General features: G+C 61.4%; 12 protein-coding genes and 1 riboswitch. All 12 genes read right to left on the bottom strand.

Going from position 1 to position 15,565, the window contains the following annotated elements:
- Positions 1-303: 303 nt before the first annotated feature.
- Positions 304-1,941 (bottom strand): amidophosphoribosyltransferase, encoded by a 1,638-nt coding sequence (gene purF, locus ACFOTD_RS28975; protein ID WP_378123438.1) that lies wholly within the window; start codon positions 1,939-1,941, stop codon positions 304-306.
- Positions 1,926-4,169 carry a phosphoribosylformylglycinamidine synthase subunit PurL gene (gene purL, locus ACFOTD_RS28970; RefSeq protein ID WP_378123437.1) on the bottom strand — a complete coding sequence of 748 codons (2,244 nt, stop codon included), beginning with the start codon at positions 4,167-4,169 and terminating at the stop codon, positions 1,926-1,928. The genes purF and purL overlap by 16 nt, the downstream gene beginning before the upstream one ends.
- Positions 4,147-4,839 carry a phosphoribosylformylglycinamidine synthase subunit PurQ gene (purQ, locus tag ACFOTD_RS28965; protein WP_378123436.1) on the bottom strand — a complete coding sequence of 231 codons (693 nt, stop codon included), beginning with the start codon at positions 4,837-4,839 and terminating at the stop codon, positions 4,147-4,149. The genes purL and purQ overlap by 23 nt, the downstream gene beginning before the upstream one ends.
- Positions 4,840-4,845: 6 nt before the next feature.
- Positions 4,846-5,088, bottom strand: coding sequence for a phosphoribosylformylglycinamidine synthase subunit PurS (purS, locus tag ACFOTD_RS28960; protein ID WP_277531880.1), 243 nt, complete (start codon positions 5,086-5,088; stop codon positions 4,846-4,848).
- A gap of 431 nt (positions 5,089-5,519) precedes the next feature.
- A complete protein-coding gene (locus ACFOTD_RS28955) occupies positions 5,520-6,443 on the bottom strand; it encodes a phosphoribosylaminoimidazolesuccinocarboxamide synthase (protein WP_378123435.1) in 924 nt (307 codons plus the stop codon).
- Between the two features lie 32 nt (positions 6,444-6,475).
- On the bottom strand, positions 6,476-7,771 hold the full coding sequence (gene purB, locus ACFOTD_RS28950) for an adenylosuccinate lyase (RefSeq protein WP_378123434.1): 1,296 nt from the start codon (positions 7,769-7,771) through the stop codon (positions 6,476-6,478).
- A gap of 6 nt (positions 7,772-7,777) precedes the next feature.
- Positions 7,778-9,052, bottom strand: a complete 1,275-nt coding sequence (purK, locus tag ACFOTD_RS28945) for a 5-(carboxyamino)imidazole ribonucleotide synthase (RefSeq protein ID WP_378123460.1) — start codon at positions 9,050-9,052, stop codon at positions 7,778-7,780.
- Positions 9,053-9,057: 5 nt separating this feature from the next.
- Positions 9,058-9,543: a 5-(carboxyamino)imidazole ribonucleotide mutase gene (purE, locus tag ACFOTD_RS28940; protein ID WP_090108935.1), complete on the bottom strand. Its 486-nt coding sequence runs from the start codon at positions 9,541-9,543 to the stop codon at positions 9,058-9,060.
- Positions 9,544-9,807: 264 nt separating this feature from the next.
- Positions 9,808-9,909, bottom strand: a riboswitch (purine riboswitch).
- 241 nt (positions 9,910-10,150) lie between these two features.
- Positions 10,151-10,720, bottom strand: coding sequence for a hypothetical protein (locus ACFOTD_RS28935; protein WP_378123433.1), 570 nt, complete (start codon positions 10,718-10,720; stop codon positions 10,151-10,153).
- Between the two features lie 227 nt (positions 10,721-10,947).
- Entirely contained in the window at positions 10,948-11,463 is a 516-nt protein-coding gene (locus ACFOTD_RS28930) for a hypothetical protein (protein WP_378123432.1), read from the bottom strand.
- A 29-nt stretch (positions 11,464-11,492) separates the two neighbouring features.
- Complete coding sequence (locus ACFOTD_RS28925) at positions 11,493-13,622, bottom strand: ABC transporter transmembrane domain-containing protein (RefSeq protein WP_378123431.1); 2,130 nt, start codon at positions 13,620-13,622, stop codon at positions 11,493-11,495.
- A 526-nt stretch (positions 13,623-14,148) separates the two neighbouring features.
- Entirely contained in the window at positions 14,149-15,540 is a 1,392-nt protein-coding gene (locus tag ACFOTD_RS28920; RefSeq protein WP_378123430.1) for an NCS2 family permease, read from the bottom strand.
- Positions 15,541-15,565: the final 25 nt, after the last annotated feature.

Here is a 15,565-nt window from a genome sequence, read left to right as displayed (position 1 = left end):
AAATCGTTCTGCCATTATCGCATAGCCACCTCGGCGCGGACACTTAGCGGAATTAAGTTCCGCTATTCGCTCCGCTACCACCTCGGCACGGGCATATAGAGGAAATATGTTCCGTTATTCGCTCCACTACCACCTCGGCACGGGCATTTAGCGGAAATAAGTTCCGCTATATACACCACTATCACCTCGGCAAGGGCACATAACGGCATAAAGTTCCGATATCCGCCCCACAACCACCTCGGCCACAGGCGCCTAGCGGCATCATCTGCCGCTATGCCTCGCCAGCAGCACGCGCCTCATACCTCAGTCGCAGCTGCAGCTCGTCGCCTTGGCGTCCTCGAACTCCACCGGCGTCGGGTAGTCGTTGGTGAAGCAGCCGAGGCATAGGCCCCGGTCGTACTCGTCCTCCGCCCCGCCGACTGCCTCGAGCAGACCCGGCTTGCTGAGGAAATACAGCGAGTCCGCGTTAATCGCCTTGCGGATCTCTTCGACCGTCTTGCTCGACGCGATGAGATCGCGGCGGTCCGGCGTGTCGATGCCATAGTAGCAAGGATTCGCGAAAGGCGGCGATGTGATGCGCACATGCACTTCAAGTGCGCCCGCCTCGCGAAGCAGGTTGACGATGCGCAGCGAGGTGGTGCCCCGCACGATCGAATCGTCGATCATGACGACGCGCTTGCCTTGCACGACCTTGCGGACGGCGGACAGCTTCATCTTGACGCCCTTCTCGCGCAGCTCTTGGGAGGGCTGGATGAAGGTGCGTCCGGTATATTTGTTTTTGATGAGTCCGAGCTCGTAAGGAATGCCCGTCTGCTCGGCGTAGCCGATCGCGGCAGAGATGCTCGAATCCGGCACGCCCGTCACGATGTCGGCGTCGACGAACGACTCCAGCGCGAGCTGCTGGCCCATGCGCTTGCGGGCGCTGTGCAGGTTAATCGTGCCGATGTCGCTGTCGGGGCGCGCAAAGTAAATGTACTCCATTGCGCACACAGAGCGCCGCTGCAGTACCGCATAACGTTCCTCGCGGATGCCGTTCCGGTCCAATACGATGATCTCGCCCGGCTCGACGTCGCGAACGTACTCGGCGCCGATCACCTCGAACGAGCAGGACTCGGACGCGAAAATGTAGGCGTCGCCGAGCCGGCCCATGACCATCGGACGCAAGCCGTTCGGATCGCAGGCCGCGATCAGCACGTCCTTGGTCATGATCAGGAACGCGAAGCCCCCGATCAGACGCGAGAACGCGTCCTTGACCGCCTCGACCAGATCCTTGGACGAGCGCGCGATCATATGCGCGATAACTTCGGTGTCGCTCGTCGTCTGGAAGATCGAGCCCGAATCCTCAAGCTCGCGCCGGATGATCGGCTCGTTGACGAGGTTGCCGTTGGTACAGACGGCCAGGTCGCCGCCTCGATACTTGAAGACGAGCGGCTGCGCATTCGCCAGCCGGCTCGCGCCGGCCGTCGAGTAGCGGACGTGGCCGATCGCGTTGGCGCCGACGAGCGAATCCAGCCGGTCGCGGTCGAATACTTCCTTCACCAGGCCCATACCGCGGTGATAGTGGAAGTCCCCGCCGAGATCCGACGTGCAGATGCCGCAGCTCTCCTCGCCGCGGTGCTGCAGCGCGTGCAGTCCGTAGTAAGACAGCTCCGCCGCGTCCTTGTGGCCGAACACGCCGAACACGCCGCATTCTTCCTTCAGCTTGTCCATCATGCCCGAAGCCTGGTCGTTGCCCTGATTATAATAATCCCCGGTCCAGAAACGCGCCTCGGCGGCCGGCAGCCCTTCCGTCTGCGAAGACGGCAGATCGCCGGTCCGTCCGCTCATGTCGTAAGGCAGGATGCTCGCGGTCGGACCGTGCGGCTGCATGTCGGCCGAGGCTCTTGCTCCCTCGACGACAGGCAGCGCACGGCCCGCTCCGGCGATTATTTCATCCGGCATGGGATCGCTTCCTTCCATTCTGTGCGGAATTCGTTCACAGGTGCCTGAATTGCCGTATGTCCGTTAACCGCGATGACCAGCTCTTCTCCGCCTACGACGCCGAGCTTCTGCGCCGGCACGCCTTGCTCGGCGAGCCAAGCTTCGAGCGCCGCAGCGGATTCCGGCTTGGCCGACAACAGGATGCGCGACTGCGATTCGCTGAACAGCGCCAGATCCGGACGCAGGTTGGTCGTGAAGTCTACCTTCGCGCCGAGACCGCGTCCGAACGTCGCCTCCGCTACCGCCGCAGCCATTCCGCCTTCGGACAGGTCATGCGCCGAAGCGACGAGGCCTTGGCGGATCGCGCCGAGCACGGCGCCGTGCAGCGCTTTTTCCACAGCCAGGTCGATGACCGGCGGGCGGCCTTCGGTCAGGCCGTGCACCGCGTATTGGAACTCGCTGCCGCCGATCTCCGCCTTCGTGTCGCCGAGCAGGTAGATGACGTCGCCTTCGGCCTTGAACTCTTGCGTCGTGATATGGTCGATGTCCGTGATCAATCCGACCATGCCCACCACCGGCGTCGGGTAGATCGCGCCCTTCGCGTTCTCGTTGTACAGCGACACGTTGCCGCCGATGACCGGCGTCTCGAGGAAGCGGCAGGCTTCGGCCATGCCGTCGACCGACTTTTCCATCTGCCAGAATACTTCCGGCTTCTCCGGCGAGCCAAAGTTGAGGTTGTCCGTGATCGCGAGCGGCTCGCCGCCCGAGCAGACGATGTTGCGCGCCGCTTCGGCGACGGCGATGCGTCCGCCAACCTCGGGATCGAGGTATACGTAGCGGCCGTTGCAATCCGTCGTCATGGCGAGCGCCTTGCGCGTGCCGCGAATCGCGACGACCGCGGCATCCGAGCCGGGAACGACCGCGGTCGATGTGCGGACCTGGTAGTCGTACTGGCTGTAAACCCATTCCTTGCTCGCGAGCGAAGGAGAGCCGAGCACCTTTTTGAGCGAGTCCGTCAGATCGAGCATCTGCTCGTAGCGGTTCGTATCGATGGAGCCGTTTTTCAAATAATAGTCCGGCACCTTGGAAGGCTTGTTATACACCGGGCAGTCGTCGACGAGCGCCTTAACGGGCATGTCGGCAACCTCTTCGCCCTTGTGGAACAAACGCAGGCGGCCGTCGTCCGTCACCTTGCCGACCTTGGCGCAGTGCAATCCCCAACGCTCAAAGATCGCCTTGGCCTGCGCTTCGTGATGCGGCTCGGTGACGAAGAGCATGCGCTCCTGCGACTCGGACAGCATCATTTCATACGCGGTCATGCCTTCTTCGCGCTGCGGCACCTCGTCGAGGTACAGCTCCATGCCGTTGCCGGCCTTGGACGCCATCTCGGCGCTCGAGCAGGTAAGGCCTGCTGCGCCCATGTCCTGGATGCCGAGCACGATGCCGGAGTCGATCAGCTCGAGCGTCGCTTCCATGACGAGCTTCTCCATAAACGGGTCGCCGACCTGGACGGCCGAGCGCTTGGCTTCGGACTCGGCGGTCAGATCCTCGGATGCGAACGTCGCGCCGTGGATACCGTCGCGGCCGGTGGCCGGACCGACGTAAAATACCGGGTTGCCGACGCCCTTGGCGACGCCGCGTTGGATCTTGTCGTGATCGATGAGGCCGACACACATCGCGTTGACGAGCGGGTTGCCCTCATAGGCTTCGTCGAACATGACCTCGCCCGCGACCGTCGGGATGCCGATGCAGTTGCCGTAGCCGGCGATGCCGCTGACGACGTGCTCGAACAGGTACTTGACGCGGTCGCTCTCGAGCTTGCCGAAGCGCAGCGAGTTGAGCAGCGCGATCGGGCGGGAGCCCATGGAGAAGATGTCGCGGATGATGCCGCCGACGCCGGTCGCGGCGCCTTGATACGGCTCGACCGCGGACGGATGGTTGTGCGACTCGATCTTGAAGACGACGGCTTGCTTGTCGCCGATGTCGACGATGCCGGCGCCTTCGCCCGGTCCCATCAGGACGCGCGGGCCGGTCGTCGGGAAGCGGCGGAGCAGCGGCTTGGAGTTCTTGTATGCGCAGTGCTCGGACCACATGACGCTGAATACGCCGATCTCGGTGTAGTTCGGCTGGCGTCCGAGGAAACCGCAGATGAGTTCGAATTCGGAATCGGAGACGCCGAATTGCTTGTAGATTTTCTGTTCGGCGATCTGCTGGACCGTCGGTTCTTTAGCGGGTGCTTGCTGCGCCATTGCGTTCCCTCCAAGCGTTCAGTACTGACGTAAACATCTTCGCGCCGTCCGCCGAGCCGAGCAGCTCGCTGACCGCGCGCTCCGGGTGCGGCATCATGCCGACGACGTTGCCCGCTTCGTTCGAGATGCCGGCGATGTTGCCGACAGAGCCGTTCGGATTAAGTCCATCGTAGGTAAAGACGATCTGGCCGTTCGCCTTGAGGCTCGCCAGCATCTCTTCGTCGCAGTAGTAATTGCCTTCGCCGTGCGCGATCGGAATCGTGACGACCTCGCCCTGCGCGTAGTCGCGGGTGAACGCCGTGTTCGCGTTCTCGACGCGAAGACCGACAGGGTGGCAGCGGAACTTGAGGCTGTTGTTGCGGATGAGCGCGCCGGGCAGGAGACCCGCCTCGGTAAGCACCTGGAAGCCGTTGCATACGCCGAGCACGAACTTGCCTTCGGCAGCGGCCTTGCGCACTTCGTTCATGACCGGAGCGAGCTGGGCGATCGCGCCGCAGCGCAGGTAATCGCCATAGGAGAAGCCGCCCGGCACGAGAATGCCGTCATAGGCGGACAGGTCGGTGGCCGTGTGCCAGACGTAATCGACATCCTCGCCCAGGACGTCGACGACCGCGTTGTACATGTCCAGGTCGCAGTTGGAGCCCGGGAATACGATGACCGCGAATTTCATGAGGTCTCAGCCCTCCAGTTCGAATCGATAGTCTTCGATGACGGTGTTGGCGAGCAGCTTTTCGCACATGGCCTTCACGCGCTCTTCGGCAACGGCGCGGTCGGTCGTGTCGAGCGTGAGCTCCAGATACTTGCCGATGCGGACCTTCGCGACTTCGTCGAAGCCGAGCGTTTGCAGCGAGCCTTGAACGGCATTGCCTTGCGGGTCGAGCACGTTTTCCTTGATCGTCACGTATACCGTTGCTTTCATGGGACGGGTCTCCTCCTGGATAGGGACATGGGTTAGGGGCTGTATGGTCGAAAGTAGAGCGACGGCGGCATAGTTACGGCGAGCTGCGGAAGGGACTGCGGATGAAAGGGCGACGATAGCGCCAACCTTCCTCTCAACCGGCTTCGCGGAGCGGAATAGCTGCAAAAGTGCAGCTATTTACCTCCCGCTCACTACCTCCGGGCGATATAACTGCATATATACAGTTATCTCAGCTTTGGCGCCGCGTAATGCCGCAATCACTCGAAAATTAATGTATTTTTGCAGCTATTCCGGCGGCGCCATCTCATTTATCGGAAAATAGATGTATTTTTGCAGTTAATGGCGATGGCGGCGTTAAAGCTCCGACGTTTTGCTGACGATGGCGGCCGCCGCAATGTTGCTGCGATGGCGCCCGCCGCAATTGCGATCCGCTAATACTTGATCGGCTGGAAAGCGGTGAAGCCGTAGCTCGTCGGCTCCGTCAGCCGGCGGTAGATCTCCTGGTAGCGCGCCGTAGTAGCGTCCACTACATCGTCCGGCAGGCGCGGCGGCGTGCTGTCGCGATCCCAGTCGGTGCTGAGCAGGTACGTGCGAACCGGCTCCTTGTCCATGCTGTCGATCTCGATGTCGAGCTCGTACTTCTCTTCGGCCCAGAAGCGCGAGGAATCCGGCGTGAACAGCTCGTCGATCAGGATGATCTCGTCGCCCAGCAGACCGAATTCGAACTTGCAGTCCGCCAGAATGATACTCTTGTGCTCGCACACCGCGAGCGCGTAATCGTACAGCAGGAGGCTGCGCTTGCGAAGGCCGGCGGCCAGCTCCGCGCCGATGCGGCGCTCCATCTCCTCGAAGGAGATGTCCTCGTCGTGGCCGACGTCGTTTTTGCCAGCGGGGGTGAAGATCGGCTCCTCCAGCTTGGCGTTCTTGCGCAGGCCGGCAGGAAGCGGAATGCCGTTGACTTCGCCGTTCTTCTGATACTGCCGCCAACCGCCGCCCGTGATGTAGCCGCGCACGACGCATTCGATGTCGATCCGCTGCGCTTTTTTCGTAACCATGATCCGCCCGGCCAGCTTGTCCGGTTCGGAGACGAGATCGCCCAGCTTGCGAACGTCCGTATGGACGACGTGGTTCGGGACCAGATCCTTGGTCTTCTCGAACCAGAAGGCGCTAAGGCCATTCAGCACCTTGCCCTTCTCGGGAACGGCGGGGTCGAGCACGTAGTCGAACGCCGAGATCCGGTCGGTGACGACGATGAGCAGATGCTCGCCGAGGTCGTACAGCTCCCTGACCTTGCCCTTGTGGATGAGCGGCGCCTTGACGAGCCCCTCCGCGGTAGATAACGCTTCTGTAGACATGTCAGCCTCCTGCATTCTTTATATGGAAGAGATTATTCCAGACCGAGCCGTTTGAAAATCGTATCGACGTGCTTCAGGTGCCACGAAGGGTTGAACGCGTCCTCGATCTCATCGGCGCTCAGCGCGTCGGTGATCTCCTTCGTCTCGGAGACGATGGACTTGAAGTCGCGCTGTTCCTCCCAGGCCTGCATCGCGCGCGGCTGCACGGTATCGTACGCCTGCTCGCGGGAGAAGCCTTTGTCGATCAGCTTCGTCATGATGCGGCCGGAGAACGGCACGTTGTAGGTGCTGCGCATGTTGCGCTTCATGTTCTCGGGGAAAACCTGCAGGTTTTTCACGATGTTGCCGAAGCGGTTCAGCATGTAATTCAGCAGCATCGTCGCGTCCGGCAGGATGATGCGCTCGGCGGAGGAGTGGGAAATATCGCGTTCGTGCCACAGCGCCACGTTCTCGTAGGCGGTGATCATGTGGCCGCGGATGACGCGGGAGAGACCGCTGATGTTCTCGCAGCCGATCGGATTGCGCTTGTGCGGCATCGCCGACGAGCCCTTCTGGCCTTTGGCGAACGGCTCCTCGACTTCGCGGAACTCGCTCTTCTGCAGCGCGCGGATCTCGGTCGCGAACTTGTCTAGCGACGAGCCGATAAGCGCCAGCGTCGCCATATATTCGGCGTGACGGTCGCGCTGCAGCGTCTGGGTGGAGATCGGCGCCGCGCTGATGCCCAGCTTGTCGCACACGTACTGCTCGACGAACGGGTCGAGGTTGGCGTAGGTGCCGACCGCGCCGGACATTTTGCCGTACTGGACTTCGTCCGCCGCTCTGCGGAAACGCTCCAGGTTGCGCTTCATCTCTTCGTGCCATAGGGCGAGCTTCAGGCCGAACGTCGTCGGCTCGGCGTGCACGCCGTGCGTGCGGCCCATCATCGGGGTCGACTTGTATTGGATCGCCTGGTCGCGAAGGATGGCGATGAAGTTCACGAGGTCGCGCTCGAGAATCTCGTTGGCTTGCTTCAGCACGTAGCCAAGGGCGGTGTCGACGACGTCCGTCGACGTCATGCCGTAATGCACCCACTTGCGCTCCTCGCCAAGGCTCTCGGAGACGGCGCGCGTGAACGCGATGACGTCGTGGCGGGTCTCCAGCTCGATCTCGTTGATGCGGTCGATGTCGAACTTGGCGTTCTGGCGCAGCAGCACGGTGTCCGCCTTCGGGATATGGCCGAGCTCCGCCCAAGCCTCGCATGCGCACAGCTCGACCTCGAGCCATGCTTTGAATTTGTTTTCTTCAGTCCAGATAGCCCGCATCTCGGGGCGGCTGTAGCGTTCGATCATGATGGATTAGACCCTCCAAATGGTTGATTCGTTGATCCAAGCGAGCGCGGCTGCGGTATCCGCGGCCAGCACGTTGACGTGGCCCATCTTGCGTCCGGTCTTGGCCTCGGCCTTGCCGTACAGGTGAATCTTCGGCGCGACGCCAAGCCTGTCGGCCTCCGGGTCGCGCGCCTGCATCCAATCCAGCAGCGGCTCGACGTGCTCGCCAAGGATATTGCCCATCACGACGGGCGACAATAGCGAGGTGTCGCCGAGCGGCAGGTCGCAGATCGCCCGGATATGCTGCTCGAACTGGGACGTGCGGCATGCCTCCATCGTATAGTGCCCGGAATTGTGCGGCCGCGGCGCCAGCTCGTTGACGAACAGCGTGCCGTCCTTCGCGACGAACATCTCGACCGCGATCAGGCCGACGGCGCCGAGCGTCTCCGCGATCGATACCGCGAGGCGCTCCGCCTCGGCGATCACGGTGTCCGGCACCCGCGCTGGCACGATGGATAAATGCAATATATTGCGAACGTGTATATTCTCGGCAGGGGGGAACGTTCGGATCTCTCCCGACGGCCTGCGTGCGGCGATAACCGAGATCTCCCTCTCGAAGTCGATAAACTTCTCGAGCACGAGCTCGGTGCCGGCGCGGCTCGCCTCGTCCCAGGCGGGAGCCAGCTCGTCCGTGCCGCGAAGCACCCATTGGCCCTTGCCGTCGTAGCCGCCGGTCGCCGTCTTCAGCACGGCGGGAAGCCCGAGACGCTCGGCCGCCTCCTGCAGGTCGGCGAGGCTCGCGATCTCGGCATAAGGTGCGACCCGCGCGCCCGCCGCCTCGATGGCGCGCTTCTCGCGCAGCCGATGCTGCGTCGTATGCAGCAGGGCGCTGCCCTGCGGCACGTACGATTCCGCTTCCAGCATCGCCGCGACGTCCGCGTCCACGTTCTCGAACTCGTACGTGATGACGTCGCTGCGGCGCGCCAGCTCGCGCGCCGCGTCGCGGTCGGCGTAGCCGGCCACGATCTGCTCGGCCGTCTGGCCGCAAGGCGCGTCGGGCGTCGGATCGAGCGCCACGAAGCGGTAGCCCATCCGGCTGCCCGCGTGCGCCAGCATCCGGCCCAGTTGCCCGCCACCCAGAACGCCGATCGTGGCGCCGGGCAGGATCGGACGCGCCGGCTTCGCCGCCTCTGCGCCCGCAGCGTCTGCCGCCGCGCCCTGATCGCCGCCGACCGGCCCGCAGCCGTCTGCGCCGCAAGCCTCGCCTTCGCCGCTCAGCAGTCCCTCAAGCTCGCGATTCAGGCCGCTCATGGCAGCACCGCATTGTCCAGCACGTCCTGCGTGATCCGCTCGCGCCGCGCGGCGACGCGCGCCTGCACGTCCGCGTCGAACGCGCCGACGATCTGCGCCGCCAGCAGGCCCGCGTTCGTGGCGCCGGCCGCGCCGATCGCGACCGTCGCCACCGGGATGCCCCCCGGCATCTGGACGATCGACAGCAACGAGTCCAGCCCGTTCAGGGCGGCGGACTTCACGGGCACGCCGATGACGGGCAGGACGGTCTTCGCGGCGACCATGCCGGGCAGATGCGCCGCGCCGCCGGCTCCGGCCACGATGACCTTGAGCCCGCGCTGCGCCGCGGATTCCGCATATTCGAACATCAGATCCGGCGTACGATGCGCCGATACGACTTTTTTCTCATAGGGGACGTTCAGTTCGTCCAGCACCTCGCACGCCTTCTTCATCGTCTCCCAATCGGACGTGCTGCCCATGATGACCCCGACGATTGCCGACATGGTTCCACCCTTTCCCCCGTTAGCTTTTCCTCATTGTCATTATTGCACAAATTCCGTCGGAACTTGTCCGGCCCGCGAATCCGTCCGCGCGCTGCGGCGATCCCCAGGCACGGGTCCGGTTAAAAGCGCAAAAAAGGGCGACTTCCGGCCGTTGTCGGCCCTCCGTCTAACCCCGTCTCTCTCCCTATATTCCCGGCTTCGCTCCCAGGCGCCGCAAAGGCGCAACGCGTTCCTTCCCGCGAGGGATCGTCCCGCATTCCGCCTATCGTCCGTCCGAGAGCTCGTAGTCCGGAAATTTAAGGTCTCCGGGTAGAGACGATCGGGCCTTATTCCCGATAATATACGAGCGATTCCGATTCTGTTTGCCGGTTTTTAGTTTAACCCAAACCTTACATCTCTGTCAAACGAAAAGGCGAACGCTAGCGATTGCAGAAAAAACGAATGTTCGGATTTGGGTCATACAATTCCGAGGTCGGAGGTTAGATTAAGAAATTTTCAGTAAATTTAATATTATGGAGGTTAAACAAAAACGGAAACCGCTCACATGGGCCATCATGAAAAAAGGATACCTCCGGCCATAGGGCCTTCGGCATCCCGAATCTCGCGATTATCGAACCTTCCGTCTTTCCGCACGTTTCGACGCCAGTCCTCGGATCCATCGCTCAAGCTCGTCGAGCGGCAGCTTGTACAACGCAAGCGCCCCGTTGTCGGTAATCGATGCCCCGGGGAGAGACGAGATCCTTCGAAGCAGCCGCCCTCTGTCCGCTTCGGGCGACGACGGCACCCAAAACTGGACGTACCGGACATCAGCATGACCTTCGCGAATGTCGTCCATAAGCTCGCTTGCCGCGGCCAGCATCAGATCCGGCGTCCGTCGCTTCTCTTCAATATAAAACACTTCAAGCTGACAATTCTCCCTGTCCTCGTATCCGCCCGGTCCGGTACCGTATGCGAAGCCGAAGGCGCCAACGTTTTCGTACGTATCCTCGCAATGAATCAGCATCGCCTTGCCGAGCACGAGCGGGCTCGCGAGGAAGCTGAGCTTGGTTGCGAATGAATAAGGGAGCTCAAGACTGCCATGACGCGATATTAAATAACGGAGGTAGGAGGCGTGGTCCATTTCAAGCTCGCAGTGCCTGAATATGCAGTTCGCATGGATGAACGTTCCGCCAGTCACGGTCTCTACCTCCCGGATTCCTTTGTATCGTGCAGCGGAGCCGCTCCGGCATCGCCTGCGCAGAGCGGCCGAGCATCTTACTGCTGCGGCTTTACGCGAAGATTGTCATTCGCAATGACAATTTTTCCGAAACCGCTGCCCTTATTCGAACCCTTGTCGACCGTTGGGGGAACCGGGAACATGTTCTCGACCTCCTTCGACAAAAATTGGATAAGCATCCATTTCAACTATACACGATTCCATTTGCCGAGCATAGACAGAATGTGTTCGATCGGGCCTGCGTAAAGCGTCTCTTCGCCCAAAGCGCCGTCCCTTACGCCGTAGGGCCGCACGAACTTTGCGTACAGCCTGTTCAGGTATTTGTTGTCGGACTGCGCGGTCAGCCGCACCTCCCGCACCTCGGGATGCCGCTCAGAGATCGTTCGAACCATGAAGCCGAAGCCGTCCAGAAATACGCGGGTCCCCCGATGCGGGCGGGCGGCGAGCGCCAGGTCGATCAATGCGATTTCTTTGTCGGCAAACGCCTCTTCCCTCGTCCCCTGGTAGTAAGCGCCCAGTCCCACCGCTTCTCCGCCTTCTCTTACCAGTACGACGGACCCTTCCGTAAGGTAATGGTAAATGAGCGTAACCGTATCGAGCACGGAAAACGAAGGATGCACGTCGCGCATATGTTCGAGCAGAAACAAGCTCGCTTGCGCAAAATCGTCGTCCGTCTCGCATACCGCGCATTGAAGCGCCGTCATTTTAACCTCTCCTCTCCGCAGCTTGCCGCTCAGGCTCTCCGTTCCAGCGCGCGGTTTAATTCGTCGCGGATCTGCATCGAACCGCTGAGCAGCCGTTGAAACGTCTCTCTGCGCATCGACAGCAGCACGGAAGGACCCAGCGCGCGAACGGTGGCGGTCCGCGGCACCTCCTTCATAAGCGCGATCTCTCCGAAATAATCGCCGTCCTGGAGCGTCGCGACGCGGCATTCGCCCGCATCCTCCGTCTGCTTGGTCACTTCAAATTTACCGCGCACGATAATATAGAAGGTATGTCCTTCCTCGCCTTCCCGGACAATAACCTCGCCTTCCCGGCAAGTCTGCGTCGAGAATGCGGCGGACAGACTGCCCAGCAGAGCGGCGTCGATTCCAGCCAGAAACGGCAGCCGCGCCAGCCAATCCGTGTTCACGTCCGCATGCAGGCCGTCCTCGGACAGCCGGAAGCCTTGCTGCTTTTCCCACAATCGCGCGTAAGCGCCGCCTCTGACCAGGAGCTGCTCATGCGTGCCGCTTTCGACGACTTCGCCCTTGTCGAACACATAGATACGATCGGCTTCCACGACCGCGGACAGCCGGTGCGTCACCGATACGACCGTCTTGCGGCCGCGCAGCGACAGCACCAGCTCGTTCACCGCAGTCTCCGACGCCGGATCGAGCGCCGAAGTCACTTCGTCGAGCAGCAGCACGTCGGGATCGCGAAGCAGCGCCCGGGCCAAAGCGATGCGCTGACGCTCCCCGCCGGAGAAGCTGCCGCCCTCCTGCCGGACGAGCGTATCGAGTCCATTCGACCAGCGCGCGACCGCCTCTTGCAGCCCGCTTTTGCGCACCGATTCATTTATATCGGCCTCGCTCAAGCCTTGCTTGTCCAGCAGCAGATTGTCCCGGACCGACGCATTGAACAAAAACGTGTCCTGCCCCACAAGCAGCGCCAGTTCGCGAAGCCGCCGCTCTCCGATCTCGCGCAGGTCGATGCCGTCCATCGCGATATTCCCCTGCCTCGGATCGTAAAGCCGCGCGAGCAGCTGCAATGCCGTGCTCTTGCCCGAACCGCTGGCGCCGACGAACGCCGTGTAGCTGCCGCCCGCGATGCCGAGCGATACGCCGCGAAGCTGATCCGTTCCCTTTTCGTAGCCGAAGGTAACGCCGGCCATTGCGATCTCCTTGATCGGGGCAGCGGGCGAACGAGGTTCCGCAGGCTCCGGCACTTCCGGCTCGCGCCCCATCAGCTCGCCGATTCTGGCGAAGCTGACCCGCGCCTCGATGATGCCGGGAATGAGGTAGGTCAGATTGGTAGCGGACTGCCCGACGGTCATGAACAGCGTAAAGAATGCCATGAAACCGCCGATCGTCAGCTGGTCATGGAATATTAGGTAGCCGCCGAAGCCGATCATCGCGCCGTTCAGGACCATGAGCGACACCAGCGGCAGACGCTCCATCCAAGAAGTGACGAGGCGGAGCCGCAACCCATTTTTCAGCATCTCTCCGATAAGACGAGCGGACAGCTGGCGCACTCGCTCCTGCTGGTGTAGGCTGCGGATCGTCTTGTGTCCCTTCACCGTCTCGTCGATCGCGTTCATAAAGCGTTCCTGCGACGACTTGAGCTGCTGCTGGCCGGCTTCGGCTCTGCGCTGCAGCAGCTTGGGTCCCGCGATCATGAGCGCCGAGCCCGCGAGCATGATCAGCGTCAGTCTCCAGTCGAGCGCGAACAGCATGACGATCCCTAGGCATGCGCTGAGCGTCTGCGCGAACAGCAAAGGCGCCGTCGCCCCGATGGAGCGCTCGACCGAAGCGGTGTCCGTCGTGAAGCGCGCGACCAGATCGCCCGTGCCATACTCCCCATAAAAGGAGATCGATTGACGCTGAAGGCGCTCGAACAGGTCGAGACGAAGCTTCGCGATGCCTTGGCCGACTAATTTTCCCAGCGCGTAGTCGCCTGATAAAGAGGCCGCGATCGACAGCACGCCCGCCCCGATCAACAGTCCCAGAATGAGCGCGAACATGCCGCCGTCCTTGGGGACGAATGCTTCGTCGACCAAATACTTTAGGCTGAGCGGCGCGGCGACCGCGTACGCGGCTTCGATCAGCAGGCAGAGCAAGAGCAGGACGAGCAGCCCTCTGTAGACGGTGAAATATTTCAGCATATGGTCTCCCTTGCCGACGCGAGCGATTGGCAGCTTGATAGATCAACCATAGCTTACCTTTTCAAAAAGTGTCAATCCTTGTCGGACAATGCGACGGTAAAACAAGAATCCCCTCAGGGATGCTCGCCCTAACGATCATTTAAAATTTGACGGATATCCAAAACTGGCGTCGCGCGGAGAATCTGTTAACGGCTTAATCGCCTGCAAAAATACATGTATTTCCGCCGATGTCGGTCTGTTTAAAGAGGATAGCTGCAAAAGTGCAGTTATTTTACGCCATCAGCCGAATTTCCGGCTCGCGCTTTGAATTTACCTGCACATTCGCAGGTATTTCATCAAGTATCGTACGTCGGCGAAAAATACCTGTACAAATGCAGGTTTAGGGGGTCGCAAGCCATAAAACCAGCTCCGATATGCCGATTGTGCGCTTACCTGCTTACGCGGCATGTAAGTCTGATCTTCCACAAAAAAATCTCCGCTCCTTCTTTATAGAAGGAAGCGGAGATCGCGTGCGGGAGTATACAGATCAGCCTTCCGCGCCGATGAACACGTAACGCGCGATGACGAGCACGAACAGCACCCACATCAGCCAGTGAACCTGGTATTTCTTCTTGCCTGCCAGGTTGGCGATGACGGCCAGCACCACATACGAGATGATGCCGAATGAAATGCCGTTGGCGATGTTGTAGGTAAACGGCATCATTGCGATCGTCAGGAACGCCGGAATGCCGACGACGAGATCCTCGAAGTCGATCTCCTTGACGGACTGCATCATGAGCACGCCTACGATGATCAGCGCCGCGCTCGTCGCCGGAGACGGCACGAGCAGCGCGATCGGCGCGAGGAACAGCGACAGGAGGAACAGTACGCCCGTCGTCGACGAGGTCAGACCCGTACGGCCGCCTTCGGCGATGCCGGCGGAGCTCTCGACGAACGCGGTCATCGTGCTCGTGCCGAGCATGGCGCCGCCGCTTACGGCTACGGCATCGACCAGCATCGCTTTGCCGACGAGCTTGCGCCCCTTCTCCTTATCCTTGAAGAAACCGGCCCGGTTGGCCGTACCGACCATGGTGCCGAACGTATCGAACAGCTCGACGAACGTGAACGTCGCGATCGCCGAGAGAAGACCGGTGGTCAGGAGGTCGCCGAAGTTGAAGTCCCAGAAGTTCAGTTTGCTGAAATTCGGCACCCAGTCCGCGGACTTCAGCGAGTCGAAGCTGACGACGTCCACGCCCGGGATGGCGCCGATGAGCGTCGTGAGCAGGATCCCGTACAGAATGGCGCCGCGAACGCGGAGCACCATCAGCGCGCTGATGATCAGCAGTCCGAGCACGGTCAGCCATACGGACGGCTCCGTGATGTCGCCGAGGTGAAAAATCGTCTCGTTGCTGTTCAGGTTGCTGTAGGAGCCGGCCGCATAGTCCGCGAACGGGCTCAGCGAGATCGTCAGCAGGCCGCTGCCTTTGAGGCCGATGATCGTGATGAACAGGCCGATGCCGACCGTGATCGCGTACTTGATGCTGTCCGGGATCGCAACGATCAGCATCTGACGGATCTTGGTGACGGTCAGGATAATAAAGATAATCCCCGAAATGAATACCGCGGCCAGCGCCATCGAAGGCGTTATTGCGTGGCCTGTCGCTTTGGACGCTACGACTGTCGTCGCGAAGTAGGCGTTGAGCCCCATGCCAGGCGCCAGCGCGACCGGGAAGTTGACGAACAAGCCCATCGCAAGCGTGAAAATACCGGCGCCGAGCGCCGTTGCGAGGAAGATGCCGTACGTGTCGAGCCCCGATCCTCCGAGCACCAGCGGATTGACCGCCAGGATGTACGCCATCGTCATGAACGTCGTAATGCCCGCCATGATCTCCGTGCGTACGTTTGAACCGAATTCCTTCAGCTTAAAGAAACGTTCCATCGTCTCCAAAGCTCCCCTTTCGCCC

The organism is Cohnella sp. GCM10012308 (assembly GCF_042649185.1).
In the GTDB taxonomy this organism is placed as follows: domain Bacteria; phylum Bacillota; class Bacilli; order Paenibacillales; family Paenibacillaceae; genus Cohnella.
This window is presented reverse-complemented; position numbering and strand designations above follow the sequence as displayed.